General features: G+C 71.0%; 15 protein-coding genes. 6 read left to right on the top strand and 9 right to left on the bottom strand.

The window, feature by feature from the left end:
• The first annotated feature begins 188 nt into the window (after window positions 1-188).
• Both A4E84_RS35340 and A4E84_RS35335 read left to right on the top strand, forming a co-directional pair.
• Complete coding sequence (locus tag A4E84_RS35340; RefSeq protein WP_062930450.1) at window positions 189-1,136, top strand: methionyl-tRNA formyltransferase; 948 nt, start codon at window positions 189-191, stop codon at window positions 1,134-1,136.
• A 156-nt stretch (window positions 1,137-1,292) separates the two neighbouring features.
• Window positions 1,293-1,772 (top strand): MarR family winged helix-turn-helix transcriptional regulator, encoded by a 480-nt coding sequence (locus A4E84_RS35335; protein ID WP_062930449.1) that lies wholly within the window; start codon window positions 1,293-1,295, stop codon window positions 1,770-1,772.
• Here A4E84_RS35335 and A4E84_RS35330 read toward each other — a convergent pair.
• The 4 genes from A4E84_RS35330 to A4E84_RS35315 all read right to left on the bottom strand — a co-directional run bounded on the left by A4E84_RS35330 (window position 1,754) and on the right by A4E84_RS35315 (window position 6,642).
• Window positions 1,754-2,455 (bottom strand): response regulator, encoded by a 702-nt coding sequence (locus A4E84_RS35330; protein ID WP_062930448.1) that lies wholly within the window; start codon window positions 2,453-2,455, stop codon window positions 1,754-1,756. The two genes, A4E84_RS35335 and A4E84_RS35330, sit on opposite strands and share 19 nt — an antisense overlap.
• The gene (locus A4E84_RS35325) at window positions 2,452-4,080 is read right to left on the bottom strand and encodes a sensor histidine kinase (protein ID WP_107308421.1); all 1,629 of its coding nucleotides are present in this window, start codon (window positions 4,078-4,080) and stop codon (window positions 2,452-2,454) included. The genes A4E84_RS35330 and A4E84_RS35325 overlap by 4 nt, the downstream gene beginning before the upstream one ends.
• 98 nt (window positions 4,081-4,178) lie before the next feature.
• Window positions 4,179-4,670, bottom strand: coding sequence for a hypothetical protein (locus A4E84_RS35320; RefSeq protein WP_062930447.1), 492 nt, complete (start codon window positions 4,668-4,670; stop codon window positions 4,179-4,181).
• 76 nt (window positions 4,671-4,746) lie between these two features.
• Window positions 4,747-6,642, bottom strand: a complete 1,896-nt coding sequence (locus A4E84_RS35315; RefSeq protein ID WP_107308545.1) for an ABC transporter ATP-binding protein — start codon at window positions 6,640-6,642, stop codon at window positions 4,747-4,749.
• 300 nt (window positions 6,643-6,942) lie between these two features.
• Between A4E84_RS35315 and A4E84_RS35310 the strand changes: the two genes are divergently transcribed.
• Window positions 6,943-7,842 (top strand): lysylphosphatidylglycerol synthase transmembrane domain-containing protein, encoded by a 900-nt coding sequence (locus A4E84_RS35310; protein WP_079129427.1) that lies wholly within the window; start codon window positions 6,943-6,945, stop codon window positions 7,840-7,842.
• A 299-nt stretch (window positions 7,843-8,141) separates the two neighbouring features.
• Window positions 8,142-9,239: a mechanosensitive ion channel family protein gene (locus tag A4E84_RS35305; protein ID WP_062930444.1), complete on the top strand. Its 1,098-nt coding sequence runs from the start codon at window positions 8,142-8,144 to the stop codon at window positions 9,237-9,239.
• A 13-nt stretch (window positions 9,240-9,252) separates the two neighbouring features.
• Here A4E84_RS35305 and A4E84_RS35300 read toward each other — a convergent pair whose 3' ends face one another.
• Window positions 9,253-10,797, bottom strand: a complete 1,545-nt coding sequence (locus A4E84_RS35300; RefSeq protein WP_062930443.1) for a M1 family metallopeptidase — start codon at window positions 10,795-10,797, stop codon at window positions 9,253-9,255.
• Window positions 10,798-10,984: 187 nt separating this feature from the next.
• On the opposite strand from A4E84_RS35300, the gene A4E84_RS35295 reads away from it, so the two are divergent.
• Complete coding sequence (locus tag A4E84_RS35295; RefSeq protein WP_062930442.1) at window positions 10,985-13,204, top strand: NADP-dependent isocitrate dehydrogenase; 2,220 nt, start codon at window positions 10,985-10,987, stop codon at window positions 13,202-13,204.
• An 89-nt stretch (window positions 13,205-13,293) separates the two neighbouring features.
• Here A4E84_RS35295 and A4E84_RS35290 read toward each other — a convergent pair whose 3' ends face one another.
• The 4 genes from A4E84_RS35290 to A4E84_RS35275 all read right to left on the bottom strand — a co-directional run bounded on the left by A4E84_RS35290 (window position 13,294) and on the right by A4E84_RS35275 (window position 18,079).
• On the bottom strand, window positions 13,294-13,614 hold the full coding sequence (locus A4E84_RS35290; protein WP_237305048.1) for a DUF5713 family protein: 321 nt from the start codon (window positions 13,612-13,614) through the stop codon (window positions 13,294-13,296).
• Between the two features lie 253 nt (window positions 13,615-13,867).
• A complete protein-coding gene (locus A4E84_RS35285; protein ID WP_237305047.1) occupies window positions 13,868-15,487 on the bottom strand; it encodes an ABC transporter substrate-binding protein in 1,620 nt (539 codons plus the stop codon).
• A gap of 41 nt (window positions 15,488-15,528) precedes the next feature.
• Window positions 15,529-17,694 carry a hypothetical protein gene (locus A4E84_RS35280; protein WP_062930439.1) on the bottom strand — a complete coding sequence of 722 codons (2,166 nt, stop codon included), beginning with the start codon at window positions 17,692-17,694 and terminating at the stop codon, window positions 15,529-15,531.
• Window positions 17,695-17,788: 94 nt separating this feature from the next.
• On the bottom strand, window positions 17,789-18,079 hold the full coding sequence (locus A4E84_RS35275; RefSeq protein ID WP_062930438.1) for a hypothetical protein: 291 nt from the start codon (window positions 18,077-18,079) through the stop codon (window positions 17,789-17,791).
• Between the two features lie 260 nt (window positions 18,080-18,339).
• On the opposite strand from A4E84_RS35275, the gene A4E84_RS35270 reads away from it, so the two are divergent.
• On the top strand, window positions 18,340-19,128 hold the full coding sequence (locus A4E84_RS35270; RefSeq protein WP_062930437.1) for an N-formylglutamate amidohydrolase: 789 nt from the start codon (window positions 18,340-18,342) through the stop codon (window positions 19,126-19,128).
• Window positions 19,129-19,373 lie beyond the last annotated feature (245 nt).

Here is a 19,373-nt window from a genome sequence, read left to right as displayed (position 1 = left end):
TGCAGACGAAGCAGCACCCCATGGAACTTAGGTGAGCCTAAGCTAAACCCGCGAGGGTGTCGACAGGGCAAAACGGACGGCCGGATGCGCAAGGCCTCTCAACTGCGGCGGAGCGCCCACCCGTTGCGGACTAAGGTAAGCCTTGCTTTACTTGCGTCGGCCAACACCTTGCTCTGAGGAGGAACCCCATGCGGGTCGTCATGTTCGGTTACCAGACCTGGGGGCACCGCACCCTGCAAGCCCTCCTGGAGTCCGAGCACGACGTGGTGCTGGTCGTGACCCACCCCAAGAGCGAGCACGCCTACGAGAAGATCTGGAGCGACTCCGTCGCGGACCTCGCCGAGGAGCACGGCGTCCCGGTGCTGATCCGCAACCGCCCGGACGACGACGAGCTGTTCGAGCGCCTCAAGGAGGCCGACCCGGACATCATCGTGGCCAACAACTGGCGTACGTGGATCCCCCCGCGCATCTTCGACCTGCCGCGCCGGGGCACGCTGAACGTGCACGACTCGCTGCTGCCGAAGTACGCCGGGTTCTCCCCGCTGATCTGGGCGCTCATCAACGGCGAGCCCGAAGTGGGCGTCACCGCGCACATGATGAACGACGAGCTCGACGCCGGCGACATCGTCCGGCAGGAGGCCGTGCCGGTCGGCCCGACGGACACCGCGACGGACCTCTTCCACAAGACCGTCGACCTCATCGCCCCGGTCACCATCGGCGCGCTGGGCCTGATCGCCGCCGGGCAGACCGAGTTCACCAAGCAGGACCGCTCCCGGGCGTCCTTCTTCCACAAGCGGGCCGACGAGGACAGCCGCATCGACTGGAACTGGCCGGCCGAGGACCTGGAGCGCCTGGTGCGCGCCCAGTCCGAGCCGTACCCCAGCGCCTACACCTTCCACAAGGGCAAGCGGCTCGACGTGCTGGCCTCGTTCGTTTCCGAGGGCCGCTACGGCGGCACGCCCGGCCGCATCTTCTACCGCGAGGGCGACGGCGTGGTGATCGTCGCCGGCGCCGACGCCCGGACGGGCCGCAACCACGGCCTGGCCATCACGCGCGTCCGCACCGAGGACGGCCGGGAGCTGCCCGCCACCGAGTACTTCACCTCCATGGGCGGCTACCTCACCAACCGCCCCTGACGTGCCGGCCCCGGTACGGTCCCGGGGCCGGCCGGCATCGTCGCCGCGCGGCACCGTCCGCGCGGCGACGGTCGCGTTCAACGCCCCTGAACCCTCCAAGTGACCTGTACCCGGACGGCGTTCACAGGAAGGGCACAGCCGGGCTAACGTTCACGCATGACCCCGCCCAGCGTGCTGAACCTCAGCGCGTACCTGATGTACGCGACGGGAAAGGCCGCCCGCCGCACCCTGTCGGAGAAGCTCACCGCCCGAGGGCTGCGGCTGTGGCATCTGACCGTCCTGACCCTGGTCGCCGACCTCGGTCCGCAGCCCAAGGGCGTGCTGGCCGCCCGGCTGGACATGAACGCCAGTGACCTCGCGAAGATCGTGAAGGACCTGGCCGACGCGGGGCAGGTCACGTGCGTCCGCAGCCCCACCGACCGCCGCCGCGTCGACGTCCGCATCACCCCGGAGGGCAGGCTCGCCCTCGACCACCTCAGCGCCGACATCGCCTCCGCGGACGACGACCTCCTGACGCCGCTGAGCGAGGCCGAGCGGGAGCAACTCGCCTCCCTGCTACGGCGCGTGCACGCCCACCACGAGGACACGGGCCCCTCGGCCGGCTTCCGGCCGGCGGCTCAGGCCAGCCAGCCGTAGCGCCGTTCGGGCCGCCCGGCGGCGCCGTAGCGCAGGGACACCTCCGCGCTGCCCGTGCCGTGGAAGTACTCCAGATAGCGGCGGGCGCTGACCCGGGACACTCCGGTGAGGGCGGCGCACTCGCTCGCGGACAGCGTGCCGTCCGCCGCGCGCAGGGCCCGCTCCACCAGCCCGGCGGTCTCCACGCTCATGCCCTTGGGCAGGGTGGACGCCGGTGCGGGGGCGAAGGCACCGGCCAGGACCCGGTCCACGTCCGCCTGGCCCCGGACCACCGTCGTGAGCAGCCGGCCCCGCTGGGCGGCGTAGCGCTCCAGGCGCAGGCGCAGATCCTCGAAGTCGAAGGGCTTGAGGAGGTAGTCGACGACACCGCGCCGGACCGCGCCGCGTACGGTGTCGGCCTCCGTCGCCGCACTGACGACCATGACGTCGCAGTCGTGGCCGGCGGTGCGCAGCCGGGGGATGACGTCGAGCCCGAAGAGGTCGGGCAGGTACAGGTCGAGCAGGATGAGATCGGGGCGCAGTTCGTCGGCCGCCTCGATGGCCTGTGCGCCGGTGTGGGCCGTACCGACGACGCGGAACGGCTCGACGCGTTCGACGAACGCGCGGTGGACCCTGGCCACCATGAAGTCGTCGTCGACCACGAGGACGTCGATCGCGCCCGCCTTGTCGCTTGCCGCGGTCATCGGGCCGCTCCTTTTGCCACGGTGCCGGTGAGGTGACTGACGGTCATGTGTGCGGTGAACACGGCCCCTTCGGGGGTGTTGGCCACCGAGATCTCTCCCCCGTGCCGTTCGCAGACCAGCTTGGTCAGGGCCAGTCCGATGCCGCGCCCGCCCTCCCGCGCGGCCTTGGTGGTGAAGCCGTGGGAGAAGACCTCGTGGGCCAGTTCGGGAGCGACGCCCGGCCCGGAGTCGCGGACCGCGATCTCCACGCTGGAGGCGTCCTGCCGCAGCGCCACCTCCACCCAGGCGTCGTCGCGGGCGGCGGCGGCGTCCACGGCGTTGTCCACCAGGTTGCCCACCACGGTCGCCACATCGGCGGCGTCCTCCGGGGCCAGGCGCTCCAGTGCGGTGTCGTCCGAGATTCGCAGGCTGACCTTCCGTTCCGCCGCCAGGGACGCCTTCGCCATCAGCAGCGCGGCCACCGCGGTGTCCCGGACTCGGCGGCTGAGGGTGACGTCCAGGGACTGGCGGTGCCGGCTCAACGCGCGGATGTAGCTGACGACTTCGTCCTGCTCGCCGATCTGGATCAGCCCGGAGATGGTGTGCAGCTGGTTGGCGAACTCGTGCGCCTGGGCGCGCAGCAGCTCCGAGGAGCTGCGGAAGGAGCCGATCTCCCGCTCCAGGCGTGCCAGTTCGGTGCGGTCGCGCAGGGTGGTGACCGAGCCGAGGGACCGGCCGTCCTTGGTGACGGTCATGCGGTTCATCACCAGGACCCGGCCATGGCGGACGACGACCTCGTCACGCTCGCCGGCGGCGGTGCCGGACAGCACGTCGCACAGCCTCCCGTCGATGCCGAGGCCCGTGAGGCTCTGGCCGACGCAGTCCTCGGGCAGGTCGAGCAGCCGGCGGCCCATGTCGTTGACGAGGGTGAGCCGGTGCTGCGGGTCCAGGGCGATCACGCCCTCGGCGATCCCGTACAGCATCGCCTCCCGGTGCTCGGCGAGCCCGGCGATCTCGCCGGGCTCCAGCCCGAGGGTCTGCCGTTTCACCCGTCGCGCCAGCAGCCAGGAGCCGGCCACGCCCAGTCCGCTGGCGATGCCCAGGTAGGCGAGCAGGTAGGAGGAGGCACCGCTGAGCCGCTGCCACACCGTCGGATCGGCCTCGCCGATCATCACGGTGCCGAGGATCCGGCCCAGGTTCTCCTCGGTGGCCCCGAGGACGGGGACCTGGGCGGCCAGCTCGCGGTTGCCGTCCATCGTGAACGGCCCGGACCAGCCCCGCCCTCGCGTGGTGCCCGGCCCCAGCCACATCCGCTCCCCGACCACCGTGGGATTCGTGGAACTGACGATCCGCCCGGCGCTGTCGGCCACCGTCACCGAGGTCACCCCGGACTGCGCCTGTGTGGCGAGCACCAGCGGGGCGAGCGCCTCTCCGGACGCGGGGCGCATGAGCTGGCTGCGCACCAGGGGGTTGGCGGCCAGTCGTTCGGCGAGCGCGCTCACCCGGCGTCCCTCGACGCGGTTGAAGGTGGCCTGGGACTGGGCGAGGGAGACCGCGGCGACGGCCAGCAGCACCACCACGACGATGGCGAGCTGGAGCACCAGCATCTCGCCCGCGAGCGAGTGGCGACGGAAGGTGGCGACCACGACGAACTCAATCTCCGATGCCGCCGCCAGGAGGGCGGCTCATGTGCCGAGCCGCACCATCATGACGCCCACCAGCGGAAACCGAAAGGGAGCGGGCACTACTCGCCCGGCTTGGGCCCGATGCCCCGCAGCTCCCTGACCGTGCCGCCGAGCTTCGCGCGGAAGGACTCCAGCAGTGCCGGCTTCACGCTGACCACCCAGCGGGGGCCGACGAGGTACTTTCCCCCGTAGACGCGCGCCTCCTCCAGCCAGGTCTCCTTGAACTTCTCCTCGGGGAAGGTGGTGATGAGGTAGTCGGCCTTCTTGGTGCGGCACAGGCCTTGGCGCAGCTCGTCGGCGTCGATGCGGATCTTCGCCTTGCAGCCGGTCAGCCCGGCGATCACCTCCACCTTGGCCGGTGCGACGACTCCGGCGGCGGGAGCGGCCGTCACACTCGGCGCCGCCTTGCCGCCGCCGGCGTCCTTCTCGCCGCCGCAGGCTGTGACGAGAGGAAGCACGACCATGGCTCCGGCCGCCGCGAGGGCGCCCGGCCGGGGGACGCGGGACGGGCTGCGGCGGGTGGATCGTACGGGCGGTTGCTGCTGGGACACGTCGCCTCTCCGGTGCGGGCTGTCGGCGGGAGTACTGGAGAGGAGTACGCACAGGTCCGGGCGGGTGTTCAAGCCGTTACGCGGCCTCTTCGACGGCCGCGCCCCGGGTCCTGTCGGCCGGCCCGGCGAACTGGGTGCGGTACAGCTCCGCGTACCGCTGCCCCGCCGCCAGGAGTTCCTCGTGCGTGCCCCGTTCCACGATCCGGCCGGCCTCGACGACCAGGATCTGGTCCGCCGCGCGGACGGTGGACAGGCGGTGGGCGATCACGACGGCGGTGCGGCCTTCGAGGGCTTCGGTGAGGGCTTCCTGGACGGCGGCCTCCGAGGTGTTGTCGAGGTGGGCGGTTGCCTCGTCGAGGATGACGACGCGCTGGCGGGCCAGCAGCAGCCGGGCGATGGTCATGCGCTGGCGTTCGCCGCCGGAGAGGCGGTAGCCGCGCTCGCCGACCACGGTGTCGAGGTCGTCGGGCAGGGACCGTACGAGGTCGTCGAGACGGGCCCGGCGCAGCGCCTCCCACAGCTCGTCCTCCGTGGCCTCCGGGCGGGCGAGCAGGAGGTTGGCGCGGACGGTGTCGTGGAAGAGGTGGCCGTCCTGAGTGACCATGCCGATGGTCTGCCGCAGCGACCCGGCCGTGAGGTCGCGGACGTCGACGCCGCCGATGCGCACGGCCCCTTCGCCGGTGTCGTACAGGCGGGGCATCAGCTGCGCGATGGTCGACTTGCCCGCGCCGGAGGAGCCGACGAGCGCCACGGTCTGGCCGGGTTCGGCGCGGAAGGACAGGCCGTGCAGGACCTCGTCGCCGCCTCGCCCGTCCAGGGTCGCGACCTCCTCGAGGGAGGCCAGGGAGACCTTGTCGGCGGCCGGGTAGCCGAAGCGGACCCGGTCGAACTCGACCGCCACGGGCCCGTCGGGCACCGGGCGCGCGTCCGGCTTCTCCTCGATGAGCGGCCTGAGGTCCAGCACCTCGAAGACCCGCTCGAAGCTGACCAGCGCGCTCATCACCTCGACGCGCGCTCCCGCGAGCGCCGTCAGCGGCGCGTAGAGCCGGGTCAGGAGCAGCGCGAGCGACACGACCGCGCCCGGTTCCAGGGCGCCGCGCAGGGCGAACCAGCCGCCGAGGCCGTAGACCAGGGCCAGGGCGAGGGCCGAGACGAGGGTGAGGGCGGTGATGAAGGCCGCCTGGGCGGTCGCCGTGCGGATCCCGATGTCCGCGACCCGGCGGGCCCGCTCGGCGAACTCCTCCGATTCCTCCTCCGGCCGGCCGAAGAGCTTGACCAGCGTGGCCCCGGGGGCGGAGAACCGCTCGGTCATGCGGGTGCCCATCGCCGCGTTCAGCGTCGCCGCCTCGCGCTGCATCCGGGCCATCCGGCTGCCCATGCGCCGGGCCGGGATCACGAACACCGGCAGCAGTACCAGCGCCAGCAGGGTGATCTGCCAGGACAGCGTGAGCATCACCGCGAGCGTGAGCAGCAGGGTGACGAGGTTGCTGACCACTCCGGAGAGGGTGTTGCTGAACGCGCGCTGGGCTCCGATGACGTCGTTGTTGAGCCGGGAGACCAGGGCGCCCGTACGAGTGCGTGTGAAGAACGCGACCGGCATGCGCTGCACATGGTCGAAGACGGCGGTCCGCAGATCGAGGATGAGATGCTCTCCGAGCGTCGCCGACAGCCTGCGGCCGAGGATGCCCAGCGCCGCCTCCGCCACCGCGATCAGCGCGATGAGCAGGGCGAGACGTACGACGGTGCCTTCGTCGCCGTGCGACACGATCGTGTCCACGACCGACCCGGCCAGCACGGGAGTCGCCACGGCCAGCAGGGCGGTGCCGACACCGAGCAGGACGAAAAGGGCGATACGGCGCCGGTGGGGGCGGGCGAACCCGCCGATGCGGCGCAGGGTCGCCAGGGCGAAGGGGCGGCGCTCCCGTTCGGCGTTCATGACGCTGTGCAGCTGTGTCCACGCTGTGGTCTCCATGCTCATGGCAGCGACCGTAGAACCTCAAGCAATGTTGAGGTCAAGAAGCTCGCGCTCGGGCCCCGACATCCCGCACAATCAGCCCGATCCCCCTCTTCCCCGTCCCTTCGCGCAAAGGCCCCGATGACGCTCCCCACGCAGCCGCTTCCCGCGCGCAATCCCCAGTCCCCGCTCCCGCAACCCGCAGTTGGCCCGTCCTGGTCAGGCTCTGGGGATGTGACAGCGCTACACCTCCCCGAACTCAGCCCGGGACGACTCCCCCGTCGCGTCCCGGTGCGCCGCCTGCGGCAGATCCTGTGTCTGCTCCCGCTCCTGCTCGTCACCGTCGTCGCGGTGCAGCACCGGTCGGTGCTGGCCGCGGGTTTCGCGCATCTGCGCACCGCCGAGTGGCCCTGGCTGCTGGCCGCGGCCGCAGCGACCTGTCTGACCTGGGTCGCCGCCTCCTGCACCCGGCAGGGCGCGGTGGTCGAACGGCTGCCCCGACGGCGGCTGCTGGCCACGCAGTTCGCGGCGGGAGCGGCCAACCATCTGCTGCCGACCGGTCTCGGCGCGAGCGCGGTCAACCTGCGGTTCATGACGGTGTGCGGGCTGCCGCTCGCCCGCTCCTCGGCCGCTCTCGCCCTGTACCTGCTGGCCGAGAGCATCGGCCGGGTGGCGTTGCTGGGTGCCCTGCTCATCGCGTTCCCCGAGGCGCTGCGGCTCGGCACGCTGGTGCCGGAGACTGCGTTCGGCCCTCTGCTGGCCGGCGTCGCGGTGGTGCTCGTGATCGCCGCGGCCGTGCTCACCCTCGTCCGACGGCTGCGCTCGGCCCTGGTGTCCTTCCTGCGGACGGCCCTCGGCGAGGCACGTTCGGTGCACACCCGCCCGGCCCGGGCGATGGCGCTGTGGGGCGGGTCGTTCGCCTTCCCTGCGCTGCAGGCGTCCGTGCTGGTGCTGACGGGGCGGGCGCTGGGGCTGGACATCCCGCCCGCGCACATGGCGGTGGCCTACCTGGCGGCGACGGTCGCCGTGGCGCTGGTGCCCACGCCGGGCGGGATCGGCTCGGTGGAGGCGGCGCTGGTCGTGGCGCTGGTGGCGGCGGGCGGCCCGGCCGCGGTGGCCACCGCCGTGGTCCTGGCCTTCCGGGTCATCACCGTCTGGCTGCCGCTGGTGCCGGGCGCGCTGACCCTGGCGGCGCTGGTGCGGCTGAAGGTGATCTGACCCGGGCGGCGCTGGTGCGGCTGAAGGTGATCTGACCCGGGTGGCGCGCCGGCTCGGTCACGCGGCAGGAGCGCGCATGACAGTGCGTCATGTGCGCTGACTCACCCTGCGCTCACCCCCGTCCGCGGTACGGAACCCCGTGCGGGATACGGCAGGATGAACGATCGTGCCGACCGCAGGTCAGGGTGGTCGGGCACCTTCGAGCATCCCGGAAAACGAGCAGGTGACGACGTGACGAGACTTCACATCCGGCCGTTGGCGGCGGCGTTCGCCGCAGTTCCCCGCACCGGAGGTGACCGGTGAACCGGGACCTCACCGTGGACGATCTGCTGTTCGCCGGCATCGCCCTCGCCTCGGGTCTGCTGGCGGCGTTCGCGCTGCGTGTCCTGCTGCGCTGGCTGGGCGGGCACGCCGACCGGACGCGCTGGAGCGGGGACGACGTCATCGTGCACGCGCTGCGGGCCGTGGTGCCCTGGGCGGCGGTCGTGGGCGGCGTGGCGGGCGCGGCGGCCGTGCTGCCGCTGACCCGCACCGTGCAGCACACCACCAACCAGGTGCTCACCGTGCTGCTCATCTTCGTGGCGACGGTGTCGGCGGCCCGGGTGGTGGCCGGACTGGTGCGCACGGTCACCCAGTCCCGCTCCGGGGTCGCCGGCTCGGCCACGATCTTCGTCAACATCACCCGGATCCTGGTCCTGGCGATCGGCTTCCTGGTGGTGCTCCAGACCCTGGGCATCTCCATAGCCCCGCTGCTCACCGCCCTGGGTGTCGGTGGTCTGGCGGTCGCGCTGGCGCTCCAGGACACCCTCGCCAACCTCTTCGCGGGCATCCACATCCTCGCCTCCAAGACCGTCCAGCCAGGTGACTACATCAAGCTCAGCAGCGGCGAGGAAGGCTACGTCGAGGACATCAACTGGCGGCAGACGACCATCCGCAATCTGTCCAACAACCTCATCGTGCTCCCCAACGGCCAGCTCGCGCAGGCGAACATGACCAACTTCATGCGCCCCGAGGAGCAGCTGACCATCCTGGTCCAGGTCGGGGTGGCCTACGACAGCGATCTGGAGCACGTGGAGCGGGTGACCAACGAGGTCATCGCCGAGACGATGACCGAGGTCGAGGGCGCGGTGCCCGACCACGAGCCGATCATCCGGTTCCACACCTTCGGCGACTCCCGGATCGGCTTCACCGTCATCCTTGGTGTCGGCGAGTTCAGCGACCAGTACCGGATCAAGCACGAGTTCATCAAGCGCCTGCACAAGCGCTACCGCGCGGAGGGCATCCGCATCCCCGCCCCGGCCCGGACGGTGGCGTTGCAGCAGGGTTCGGTCGGCATCCCGCAGCAGCGGACCGGCGAGATCGAACCGGGCGGGCTGAGCCCCGCCCGGTTCGACTGAGGCGCTCCGCCCCCTACAGCGTCGCGGAGTTCTCGTGGTGGTGGCTGTCCCTCCGGTCGCGCGGTGCCGAGAGGGACGCCTTCGCCGGCGTCACGGTCCAGTCCGGGTGGCCCGGCATCCGGGGCGTCTTCGTGCCGTACAGCCAGTCCCGCAGGAAACCGGTCAGGTCCTGGCCGGAGACTTCCGAGGCGACGGCGATGTAGTCCTCGGTGGAGGCCGAGGAGTCGCGGTGGCGCGCGAGGAAGGCGCGCTCGACGGCGTTGAAGGCGGCCTCGCCGATCTGCTGCCGCAGCGCGTAGAGGACGAGGACGCCGCCGAGGTAGCGCTGACCGTCGAACAGGTTGGCCGCGTTGGGTGCGGCGACCGGCCCGGAGGTCTGGCGCCACTGGTCGCCGAGGGCGTAGGTGTCCTTCATCCGGGCTTCCATGGTGGTCATGCCCTTGGAGTCGGGCCAGCCGCGCTCGTAGCGGTACAGCAGGCCGTAGAAGTCGGCGTGGCCCTCGTTCAGCCACAGATCGGCCCAGGTGGCGGGGCTGACGCTGTTGCCGAAGTAGGAGTGGACCAGCTCGTGCATCATGTGCGAGCCGATCTTGCTCTCCTCCTGGAGGAGGTAGTTCGGCTTGTAGATCGTGAGGGTCTGGGTCTCAAGGCCCGTGAAGTCGAAGGCGTCCGGGGCGTCGTTGTTGCAGGGCAGCAGGCCGTACGTCTCGAAGGGGTACGCGCCGAGCCGCTGCTCGACCCAGGACACCAGCGCCGGGGTGAGCGCCAGGGCGGGCTCCAGGGCGGCGGCCCGGGCGACGGGGACGACGTCCCGCAGCGGCAGGCCGTGCGGGCCCTGCCGGTCCTTGATCACATAGTCGCCGACGGTGATCTGCACCACTTCGGTGGCGATCGGCGAGCGGGAGCGGTACGTGTACGCGGTCCGGTCGCCCTCCAGCTGTTCGGTGCGCACCAGCCGGCCGCTCGCGACGCCCCGCAGTCCGGCGGGAACGGTGAGGCGGAAGGTGAAATCGGCCTTGTCGGAGGGGTGGTCGTTGCAGGGGAAGACGGTGTGCGCCAGGTTCGGCTGGCAGCACACCGCGAATCCGTCCGGGGTGGCCACCCAGCCGCCGGCGGGCGGCGGGATCCGGCGCGGGTCGGCGCCGTAGGCCACGCACACGGTGACCCGGGCCTTCGCCGCGAGCTTGCGCGCGGGGGTGACCCGCAGCTTCTCGGCCACCTGCTCGAAGGCGGCGGTGCGACCGTCGACCCGGACGGAGCGGATGTCCAGGCCGAGCGCGTCCAGGGAGAAGCGGCTCAGGGCCTGGGTGGTGCGGATGGTCAGGGTCGCGGTGGCCTCGACGAGCTTGGTCGTGTCGTCGTACGCGAAGTCGAGGTGGTACGCCGAGACCCGGTATCCGTCATTGCCGAGGGCGGGGTAGACGGGGTCGCCGAGGGTCTCGGGGCCCGGGCCGGCGCCGGTCCTGCCGGCGGCCTGGGCCGGGATCCCCGTGGTCAGTGCCGCCGCCGTGCCGAGAAGGGCAACCGCCGGGGCCGTCACTCTGGTGCGATATCTCATGGTCCGCTTTCGCTCGGACGGCCGGGTGGTCAGATCCGGCCGTGGCTTGGAGTGAGTGATCTCTCTCCCAGACACGGGAACGGACCGATCGGTTGCACGAAACTGGTCGTGGACCCCTGTCGAGCCGAGGCCGGTCACGAGATATCTTGATGTCGAGCAATGTTGCAGACGTGGAGCGGAGCACCCGGTGACTGACTCGACCATCATCTATACGCACACTGACGAGGCCCCCGCCCTGGCGACGTATTCCTTCCTGCCGGTGGTCCGGGCGTACGCGTCGCAGGCCGGTGTCGCCGTGGAGACCCGCGACATCTCGCTGGCCGGGCGCATCATCGCCGTGTTCCCGGAGTACCTGACCGAGGACCAGCGCATCCCGGACGCCCTCGCGGAGCTCGGTGAGCTGGCCAAGACGCCCGCCGCCAACATCATCAAGCTGCCGAACATCTCGGCGTCCATCCCGCAGCTCAAGGCGGCCGTCGCCGAGCTGCAGGGCCAGGGCTACGCCCTGCCGGACTACCCGGACGACCCGAAGACCGACGAAGAGCGCGAGATCCGCGCCCGCTACGACAAGATCAAGGGCTCCGCCGTGAACCCGGTCCTGCGTGAGGGCAACTCCGACCGGCGTGCCCCGGCCTCGGTCAAGAACTACGCCAAGTCCCACCCGCACCGCATGGGCGCCTGGACCGCCGAGTCCAAGACCAACGTGGCGACCATGGGGCAGAACGACTTCCGCTCCACCGAGAAGTCCGTCGTGATCGCCGAGGACGGCGCCCTGCGCATCGAGCTCGTCGGCGACGACGGCACCACCACGGTGCTGCGCGAGTCCGTACCCGTGCTCGCCGGTGAGGTCGTCGACGCCTCCGTGATGCGCGTCGCCGCGCTGCGCGAGTTCCTGACCGCGCAGGTCGCCAAGGCCAAGGCCGAGGGCGTGCTGTTCTCGGTGCACCTGAAGGCGACGATGATGAAGGTCTCCGACCCGATCGTCTTCGGCCACGTGGTGCGCGCCTTCTTCCCGAAGACGTTCGCGCAGTACGGCGACAAGCTCGCCGCGGCCGGCCTCACCCCGAACGACGGTCTGGGCGGCATCTGGAAGGGCCTCGACTCGCTGCCGGAGGGTGCCGAGATCAAGGCCTCCTTCGACGCCGAGCTCGCCGAGGGCCCGGAGCTGGCGATGGTCGACTCCGACAAGGGCATCACGAACCTGCACGTCCCGTCGGACGTCATCGTCGACGCCTCCATGCCGGCCATGATCCGCACCTCGGGCCACATGTGGGGCCCCGACGGCCAGGAGCACGACACCCTCGCGGTCCTGCCGGACTCGTCCTACGCGGGCGTCTACCAGGCCGTGATCGACGACTGCCGGGCCAACGGCGCCTACGACCCGTCCACCATGGGCTCGGTGCCGAACGTCGGTCTGATGGCGCAGAAGGCCGAGGAGTACGGCAGCCACGACAAGACCTTCGAGGTCCCCGCCACGGGCACCGTCCGCCTGGTCGACGGCAACGGCACCGCGCTCATCGAGCAGGCCGTCTCGGCCGGCGACATCTTCCGCGCCTGCCAGACCAAGGACGCCCCGATCCGGGACTGGGTCAAGCTGGCCGTCACCCGCGCCCGTGCCACCGGCGACCCGGCGGTGTTCTGGCTGGACGAGACCCGCGCGCACGACGCCAACCTGATCGCCAAGGTCAACACCTACCTCGCCGAACACGACACCGAGGGCCTGGACATCCGGATCCTCAACCCGGTCGAGGCGACGAAGCTGTCGGTGGAGCGCATCCGCCGCGGCGAGAACACGATCTCGGTCACCGGCAACGTCCTGCGTGACTACCTGACCGACCTCTTCCCGATCCTGGAGCTGGGCACCAGCGCCAAGATGCTGTCGGTCGTCCCGCTGATGGCGGGCGGCGGCCTGTTCGAGACGGGTGCGGGCGGCTCGGCGCCGAAGCACGTGCAGCAGCTGGTCAAGGAGAACTACCTGCGCTGGGACTCCCTGGGTGAGTTCTTCGCCCTGGTGCCGTCCTTCGAGCAGCTCGCGAAGGTGGCGGGCAACGCCCGCGCCCAGGTCCTGGCCGACACCCTCGACCGCGCCACGGCGACCTTCCTCAACGAGGACAAGTCCCCGACCCGGCGCGTCGGCGGCATCGACAACCGCGGCAGCCACTTCTACCTGTCCCTGTACTGGGCGCAGGAGCTGGCCGGGCAGAGCGACGACGCGGACCTGGCCAAGGCCTTCGCCCCGCTCGCCGAGACGCTCGCCGCGAACGAGCAGAAGATCGTCGACGAGCTGAGCGCCGTGCAGGGCAAGCCGGTCGACATCGGCGGCTACTACCAGCCCGACCCTGCGAAGGCCGCGGAGGCCATGCGCCCGTCCACCACGTGGAACGAGGCCCTGGCCTCCCTGAGCTGAGGCCCCGGGCCCCTACGACCCACCCGCTCCGCCCCGTCCGGCACGACGCCCGGCCGGGGCGGAGCCGTGTTCGCCCCCTGTCGCGGTCCTCACCACTCCCGGGTGGCGATCAGCTCCTCCACGTCCGCGTCCGGGAAGCCGTACGCACGCGCCACGAAGCCGAAGTCCTCGGCTATCTCCTCCCGGGCCACCGTCTCGATCTCACTGCCCGCCGCCTCGAATGCGGCCTGGAGATCGTTGAACTCCTCCGTGGCCGCCTGCGTCAGCGCGTAGAGCGCGGCGAGGCCGGCGGGGCGCTCCCGTTCGACGCGCTCGCACAGGGCGAGCAGGATCGCGCGGCCTCGGTCCAGGACGTGGTCCGGGTAGTAGCCGTCTTCGTAGAGCGCCCGCAGAAACGGATGGATGCTCACTGGTGGCACGGGGGAACTCGTCGCCGGCCCATCTTGCCGCCTTGATCCCGGGTGAGGGAGCGGGCCGGCTCTGCGGGCAGGCCGGCGAAGGCGGGCAGGTCGCGGTCGTGCTCGGGGCCCCGTCCGCCGGGCAAGTGCAGGAGCTTTACACAGCGGGTGGTGCGGTCAGCCAGGGAGCCGGTGGCTGATCGGTCGCCCTGGCCGACGGTGAGGTCGCCCTCTCAGTGCCCGGCGATCTGACGGTCCTCGGCCTTCAGGGTGTCCTGCTCGGAATCACGCAGTTCTTCGGCTGTTCCCGGCCGGTGGGCCAGCCGATGCCGACGAACTTCAGCGTGCCGCGGCCCTCCCGCCCTGGGTCCAGTTCGACCACGGCGACCGGCTTGTCGTACGGATTTCCGCCGCTGGTGAGGCAGATCAGACCGCTCGTTCCCTTCACCCGGTGCCGGGACTGGAGCTTGGACCACTCCGTGCCGACATCCTTCAGGCCGGGTACCTGCTCGGCGTCGTCGCCCTGCACCTCGTGCAGGGCGGTGCCGATGGTGAGGAGACCGTCGTAGACGAGCATCGTCCGGGAGTCCTCGAGGTTCGGGACGGAGCCGAGATCGGTCCCCTCGTGGAGGGTGGCCTCGATCAGCTTGTTCAGGCTGTCCAGGGCCGCTTTGGGTTCGGTGAGGTACTGAGGGAGCTCGTCGGCGGTGGGCTCGCGGTCGCGGCTCGCGTCCCACCTCTTCCTCCATGCCTTCAACTCGGTGCTCCAGGCGGCCGGGTGCGCCGGAGCGGCGTACTGCACCGTCACCTTCGGTTCGCCGCCCGTGCCGCGCAGCTGCGCCCAGTCCTTCGCCGACATGCCCTGCCGCAGCGAGGCGGCGTCCGATCCGCTGATGATCGTGTAGTGCCGGTCCCCGCAGGGTTGCTGGGCGAGCTTGAGCGCGAATATCCGCAAGTGCAGGGTGCGGCCCGCGAAGTAGACGGTGTCGGCCGGCGAGTCACAGATGTTGTTGGCGATCTGGGTGAACTGATTGCCGGTCGAACCCGCCTCGTAGATCCCCGGGGACTCGAAGGGCATCGCGGCTGGCCCGGCCGGGCCGGCCTCCTCGATGCCCCGGAACGCGTCCGCCAGCGACTCGTCGTAGGCGTCCTGGCGGGTGTCGAAGACCATGACCGTTCGGGCGTCCTGCCGCCCGCGTTCACCGTTGAAGTCGGCCAAAGCCTTGGCCGCGCCGTTGTTGGTGGGGATGATCCGGGCCAGACCGGGGAATCGCTGTTTCGCCGCGCCGTCCGTGCCGTCCTCGTTCGCGATCCGGTCGCCGCTGATCCGGGAGGCGAGCACCGGGATCCCGTGCTTCGTCAGGCGTTCGACGGCCTTCTCCGTGGCGTCAAGGCTGAGGTTGAAGCCCGTGACGGCCCGCAGCCGGTCCTTCGACGAGCCTGCCATGCCGATCAGGGTGTCCACGACCTCGTTCTGCCGCCCGTAGTTCCGTCCTGGATTGGCCAGAACCAACCGGATCCTGGGCAGTTCGCCCTCACCCGCATTGGCCTGCCGCTGCCCCAGGTACGCGCCCTGGAGGTCGCTGCGCATCTGCCGGCGCAGTGTCGGCTGGTCCGACTGGAGCGGCAGCATCATCGCCACGGTGACATGGGGCTGCTGGGCGATCCGATCGTTCTCCTTCTTGATGGCCTGGGCCACGGCCCTGATCTCGCGTGTGCCGAAGTCGTATCCCTCGCCGCTGACACCGATGCACTCGTCGTCGATCCGCTCGACGCCGTCGGCGCAGGTGTCGGGTCTCTGCGCGGCGGATCTGCCGTACACGACGGCGGCCGCGAGCACCGTCAGGCCGAGCAGCGCGTAGAGGATCTGCCGCCACCTGGGCATCCCCGTCCATCTGGGTCTCGACAGCCAACTGGGCATCCCCGTTACCTCCGTCGCCCGAGCTGATCGGTGCAGGAACAGCGAAGCAGCGGCCGCTGGTTCGCCGCCAGGCCGCTCCACTCGCCGGCGGTCGGGCCGAGATCCCCTGCGCCGTCGAACTCCATGATCGACAGGCGCTCCAGCAGGCCGGCCAGCGTGCGGGCCATCTCGCTCCCGGTCGGCCTGGTCCGCTCCTCGCACAGCCACACCGCGTGCAGCAGCTGGTCGACGGTGCGGCGCAGCGCGGGTCCCTCCATGGACACCAGACCCTGGGCGCGCACACGGCGGGCGTCCGCGCCGCCCGGATACGGAGCCTGCGCGATCTCCAGCAGCTCCGCGCACCACTCCCGGGGGCGGCCGGGCAGCGTGGCGGCGAGGTGGCGGACCACGTCGTCCGCGCCGCCCGAGACCAGGTGGTGGTTCATCCGGTGCGCTGTGAGGGAGCGGAACGCCTCGCCGCCCGTCGCCCCGTCGTCCGCCGCGCGCAGGGCGTAGTGGTCGCGCAGCAGATGGTGGTCGGCGTGCCAGGCGGCGCCGTCGGGGCGCAGCCCGTAGAGCCGGTGCACGAGCAGCTGACGCAGCCCGAAGTCCCCGATGAAGTGCCTTTCACAGCCGGGCCACCCGGTTTCGGTGAGCAGCTTGGCAACCTGATGTGCGGTCAGGACCGAGACACGGTGGGCCTGATGGTGGAGCAGCAGGACGTCTGCGCATTCCGTGTCGTGGGCCACCGACAGATGGGTGAGCAGATCGAGCCACTGGCCGCGGTGCTCGTCCGGCAGCCCTACCGGCAGTTGGTCCAGGATCAGCTCCTCGAGCAGTACGTCTGTCACCGGCCGTTCGGCGGCGCCGTCCGGGTGGCGCAGCGGGGCGTCGAGGAGGTCCCGGTCGTTGGCGTCCGCCGGCATCCGGAAGGTGGCGGCTGCTGCGGCCAGCCGGATCACCGTGTGCGGACGCCCGCCGCTCAGCCGGGCCACGGCGGCGACGACACGGCGGCGGTTCGCGCCGCTCTCCGGCTCCGTGCGCCGCTGTCTTCGCAGGGTCTCGTCGCGGAGCTGGTCACCGGTGAGAAGGGGCATCCGCAGCAGGAGTACCCCGTCGGCCAGCGGCGCCCGGTCCGGCTGCGGGCCCGTTTTCCGGCACCATGTGGCCGGTATTCCGTCGGCAGGCCGGTACTCCGCCGGGTACCCCGCGTCCTCGGGTGACAGCCCTCCGTAAAGGAAGGCGCCGCCGTCCTCCTGGCGTGCCGTGCCCACGATCACCACGCGGTCGCGCTGTCCGTCGCGCCGGTCGGTGAGCACGGCCCGCAACAGTCGCTCTCCCAGCGGCGAGTCGGCGTGTTCCAGGAGCAGCGCCGGGCGCCCGACGCGGCTCAGCCAGCCGACCGTGCCCTCGTAGGCCGCCTCGATGTCCTCGCGCAGCGCCCGGAAGAGGAAGCGCTCCGCCACCTCCCGTGCCTCGCCGCCGGCCTTGAAGTCCGCTGCGAGATCGAGCAGCCCGTGCTCCGGCTGGTGGCCCGCGGTGGGATAGGCGCCGTAGATCCGCGTCAGCTCCCTCCTGCCCTTGGGTGCCGCGTTCGCGAAGAGGGCCTCCAGCAGGGCGCCGGCCACCGAGGCGCCGTATGCGCCGAGCAACTGTCCGGCGAGGGTGTTGAGCAGATTGCGGATGACTCCGGTGAGCACGTTCCGCCAGAATCCACCGGTTCCCAGTCCGCGCAGGCCCTGCTGCTGGGGCAGGTTCTCGTAGCGTTCGACTTCCGCCCTGACCGCTTCGGGGCTGCGATCCGCGGCGCCGGTCGCGATCATCGTGAGGCCTGCGAAGAACCGTGGAAAGACGAACGGGCCGCCCGTTCCCTGCCACGCGCGCAGCCGCCCTGCGACGTCGACCAGGGCCTCGGTGAGGTCCGAGCGGGCGCCCGGTTCCGGCCCCGCGTCGTCCTCGTACGTCCGTGACGCGCAGTCCAGATAGATCACCGGCACTTTGGAGGCGAAGCGGTCGCGCACCAGCCGCAGCAGCCGCCCCTTGCCCATCCCCGGGCCGCCGGTGAGCAGCACAACGGGAAGGTCGGGGCCGTACAACAGCTTGCTGCCACCGCCCGACGGCGACCGCCCGAGCAGGCGCGCGAAGAAACCTTCCTCCTCGAGAAGTCTCTCGAACCCCAGATCCTCACCCACGAATCCCCCATGGAGACTCTCCCGCCCCGGAGCGGGTGATCGATGTTACGGAGGGAGATCAGTGGAACACGAAACCCTCGCTGGAACAACGTCCCTACAGTGAAAGGACGTTGGTGATGAAGCGCGCCCAGACGCAAGGACTGCCCGAAGGAGTCGTTCCGGTTGGGCTTGGACGTCGGCGCCGGGGGGACTGCGGATCGGTCACGAGGCGCGGCATCTCGTGCAGCTTGCGCCGCATGGGTTTGCTGATACCCGCGCTGAGCCTGCCGATCACTCCGGCGATCACACCCTCGTACCCGGTGAGCGCGTCGGCGAAGAAGCTCTCCTCGTCCTGGTCGGACATGCGGGCCTGGCGGCGCCGTTGGAGGGTGACGACATCCGCCAAACCGGTCTCGATCGGACCTGAGCCCTCCCCCGCGGCACGGGCAGCAGCACGAGAGTGAGGGTGCGACCTTCGGAATCTGACACAAGCGAAGAGATACTGCAGTCTCAGCTGACTTCTCCGAGCCACCCGCACATTCCCCGAGATCACGAAACGGGGGGGCCACGCACACCGCTGACCTGCTGACGAGCACCTTCAACGCTCTCAAGGGCCCTCAAGGAACCTGCACGTCATCCACCAACCGACAACGCCCTGGAGCCTTCGTGACCGACGTCCCGCCCTCCTTCGAGCTGCTGCCCGGCGACCGGCAGTCGCCTGTGATCCTCCATGTTCCGCACTCCGCGCGGGAGATACCGGACGACGTACGGGCGGGCATCGTGCTGGACGACGGAGAGCTGGCGCGGGAGCTGGACCACCTCACGGACGCGCACACGGCGGAGATCGCCGAGGCGGCGGCCGGGCCGGCCGGCGTCACACCGTGGCGGTTCGTCAACCGGCTGTCGCGGCTGGTCGTCGATCCGGAGCGGTTTCCGGACGAGCGGGAGGAGATGCTCGCCGTCGGGATGGGAGCGGTCTACACGCGGACCACGCACGGCCGGGCGCTGCGGCCCGACGACGTCGACGCCACGCCCCTCGTCGAGCGGTACTTCGAGCCGTACGCGCGGGCGATGACGCGGGCCGTGGCGGACCGGCTGGAGGCCACCGGACGGGCCGTGATCATCGACGTGCACTCCTACCCGAGCCGGAGGCTGCCGTACGAACTGCACGGGGAGGGGCCGCGCCCGCCGGTCTGCCTCGGTACCGACCCCTTCCACACGCCTCCCGCGCTGCTCGCCGCGGCCCGGGAGGCGTTCGGGGAGACGGAGCTCGACACGCCGTTCGGCGGGACCTACGTCCCGTTGGAGTTCTACGGGAAGCAGCCCGAGGTGAGCGCGCTCATGGTGGAGATCCGCCGGGACACCTACATGACCGAGCCGGGCGGTCGCCCCGGGCCCGGCCTGGAGCGACTCGCCGCCGCGCTGGCGGGCCTCATCGACGCCGTGTCCGGCTGAACGGGTTCGGAGCGGCATCCCCTCCGGATCAGAAGCGCCTCCCCCACGAGCGTGAGGAGCAACAGCACAACGCAGCATCCGAAACCGAGCAGCCCGGCCGCGACCACGTAGAGCGAACCGGGGTCCGTACACGCCCAGCTGGACGAGCAGTCGACGGTCCGCGGGTCCGCCGGCGGCCCCATTGCGTGCCAGCCGATGACGACGCAGAGCACGGAGACGACGACCGCAGCGAACGGCAGGAACCA

Origin of the sequence: Streptomyces qaidamensis (genome assembly GCF_001611795.1) — a bacterium.
Classification (GTDB): Bacteria; Actinomycetota; Actinomycetes; order Streptomycetales; family Streptomycetaceae; genus Streptomyces; species Streptomyces qaidamensis.
Note: the sequence above shows the minus strand (reverse complement) of the source record. Positions and strands in the feature narration are given on the sequence as shown.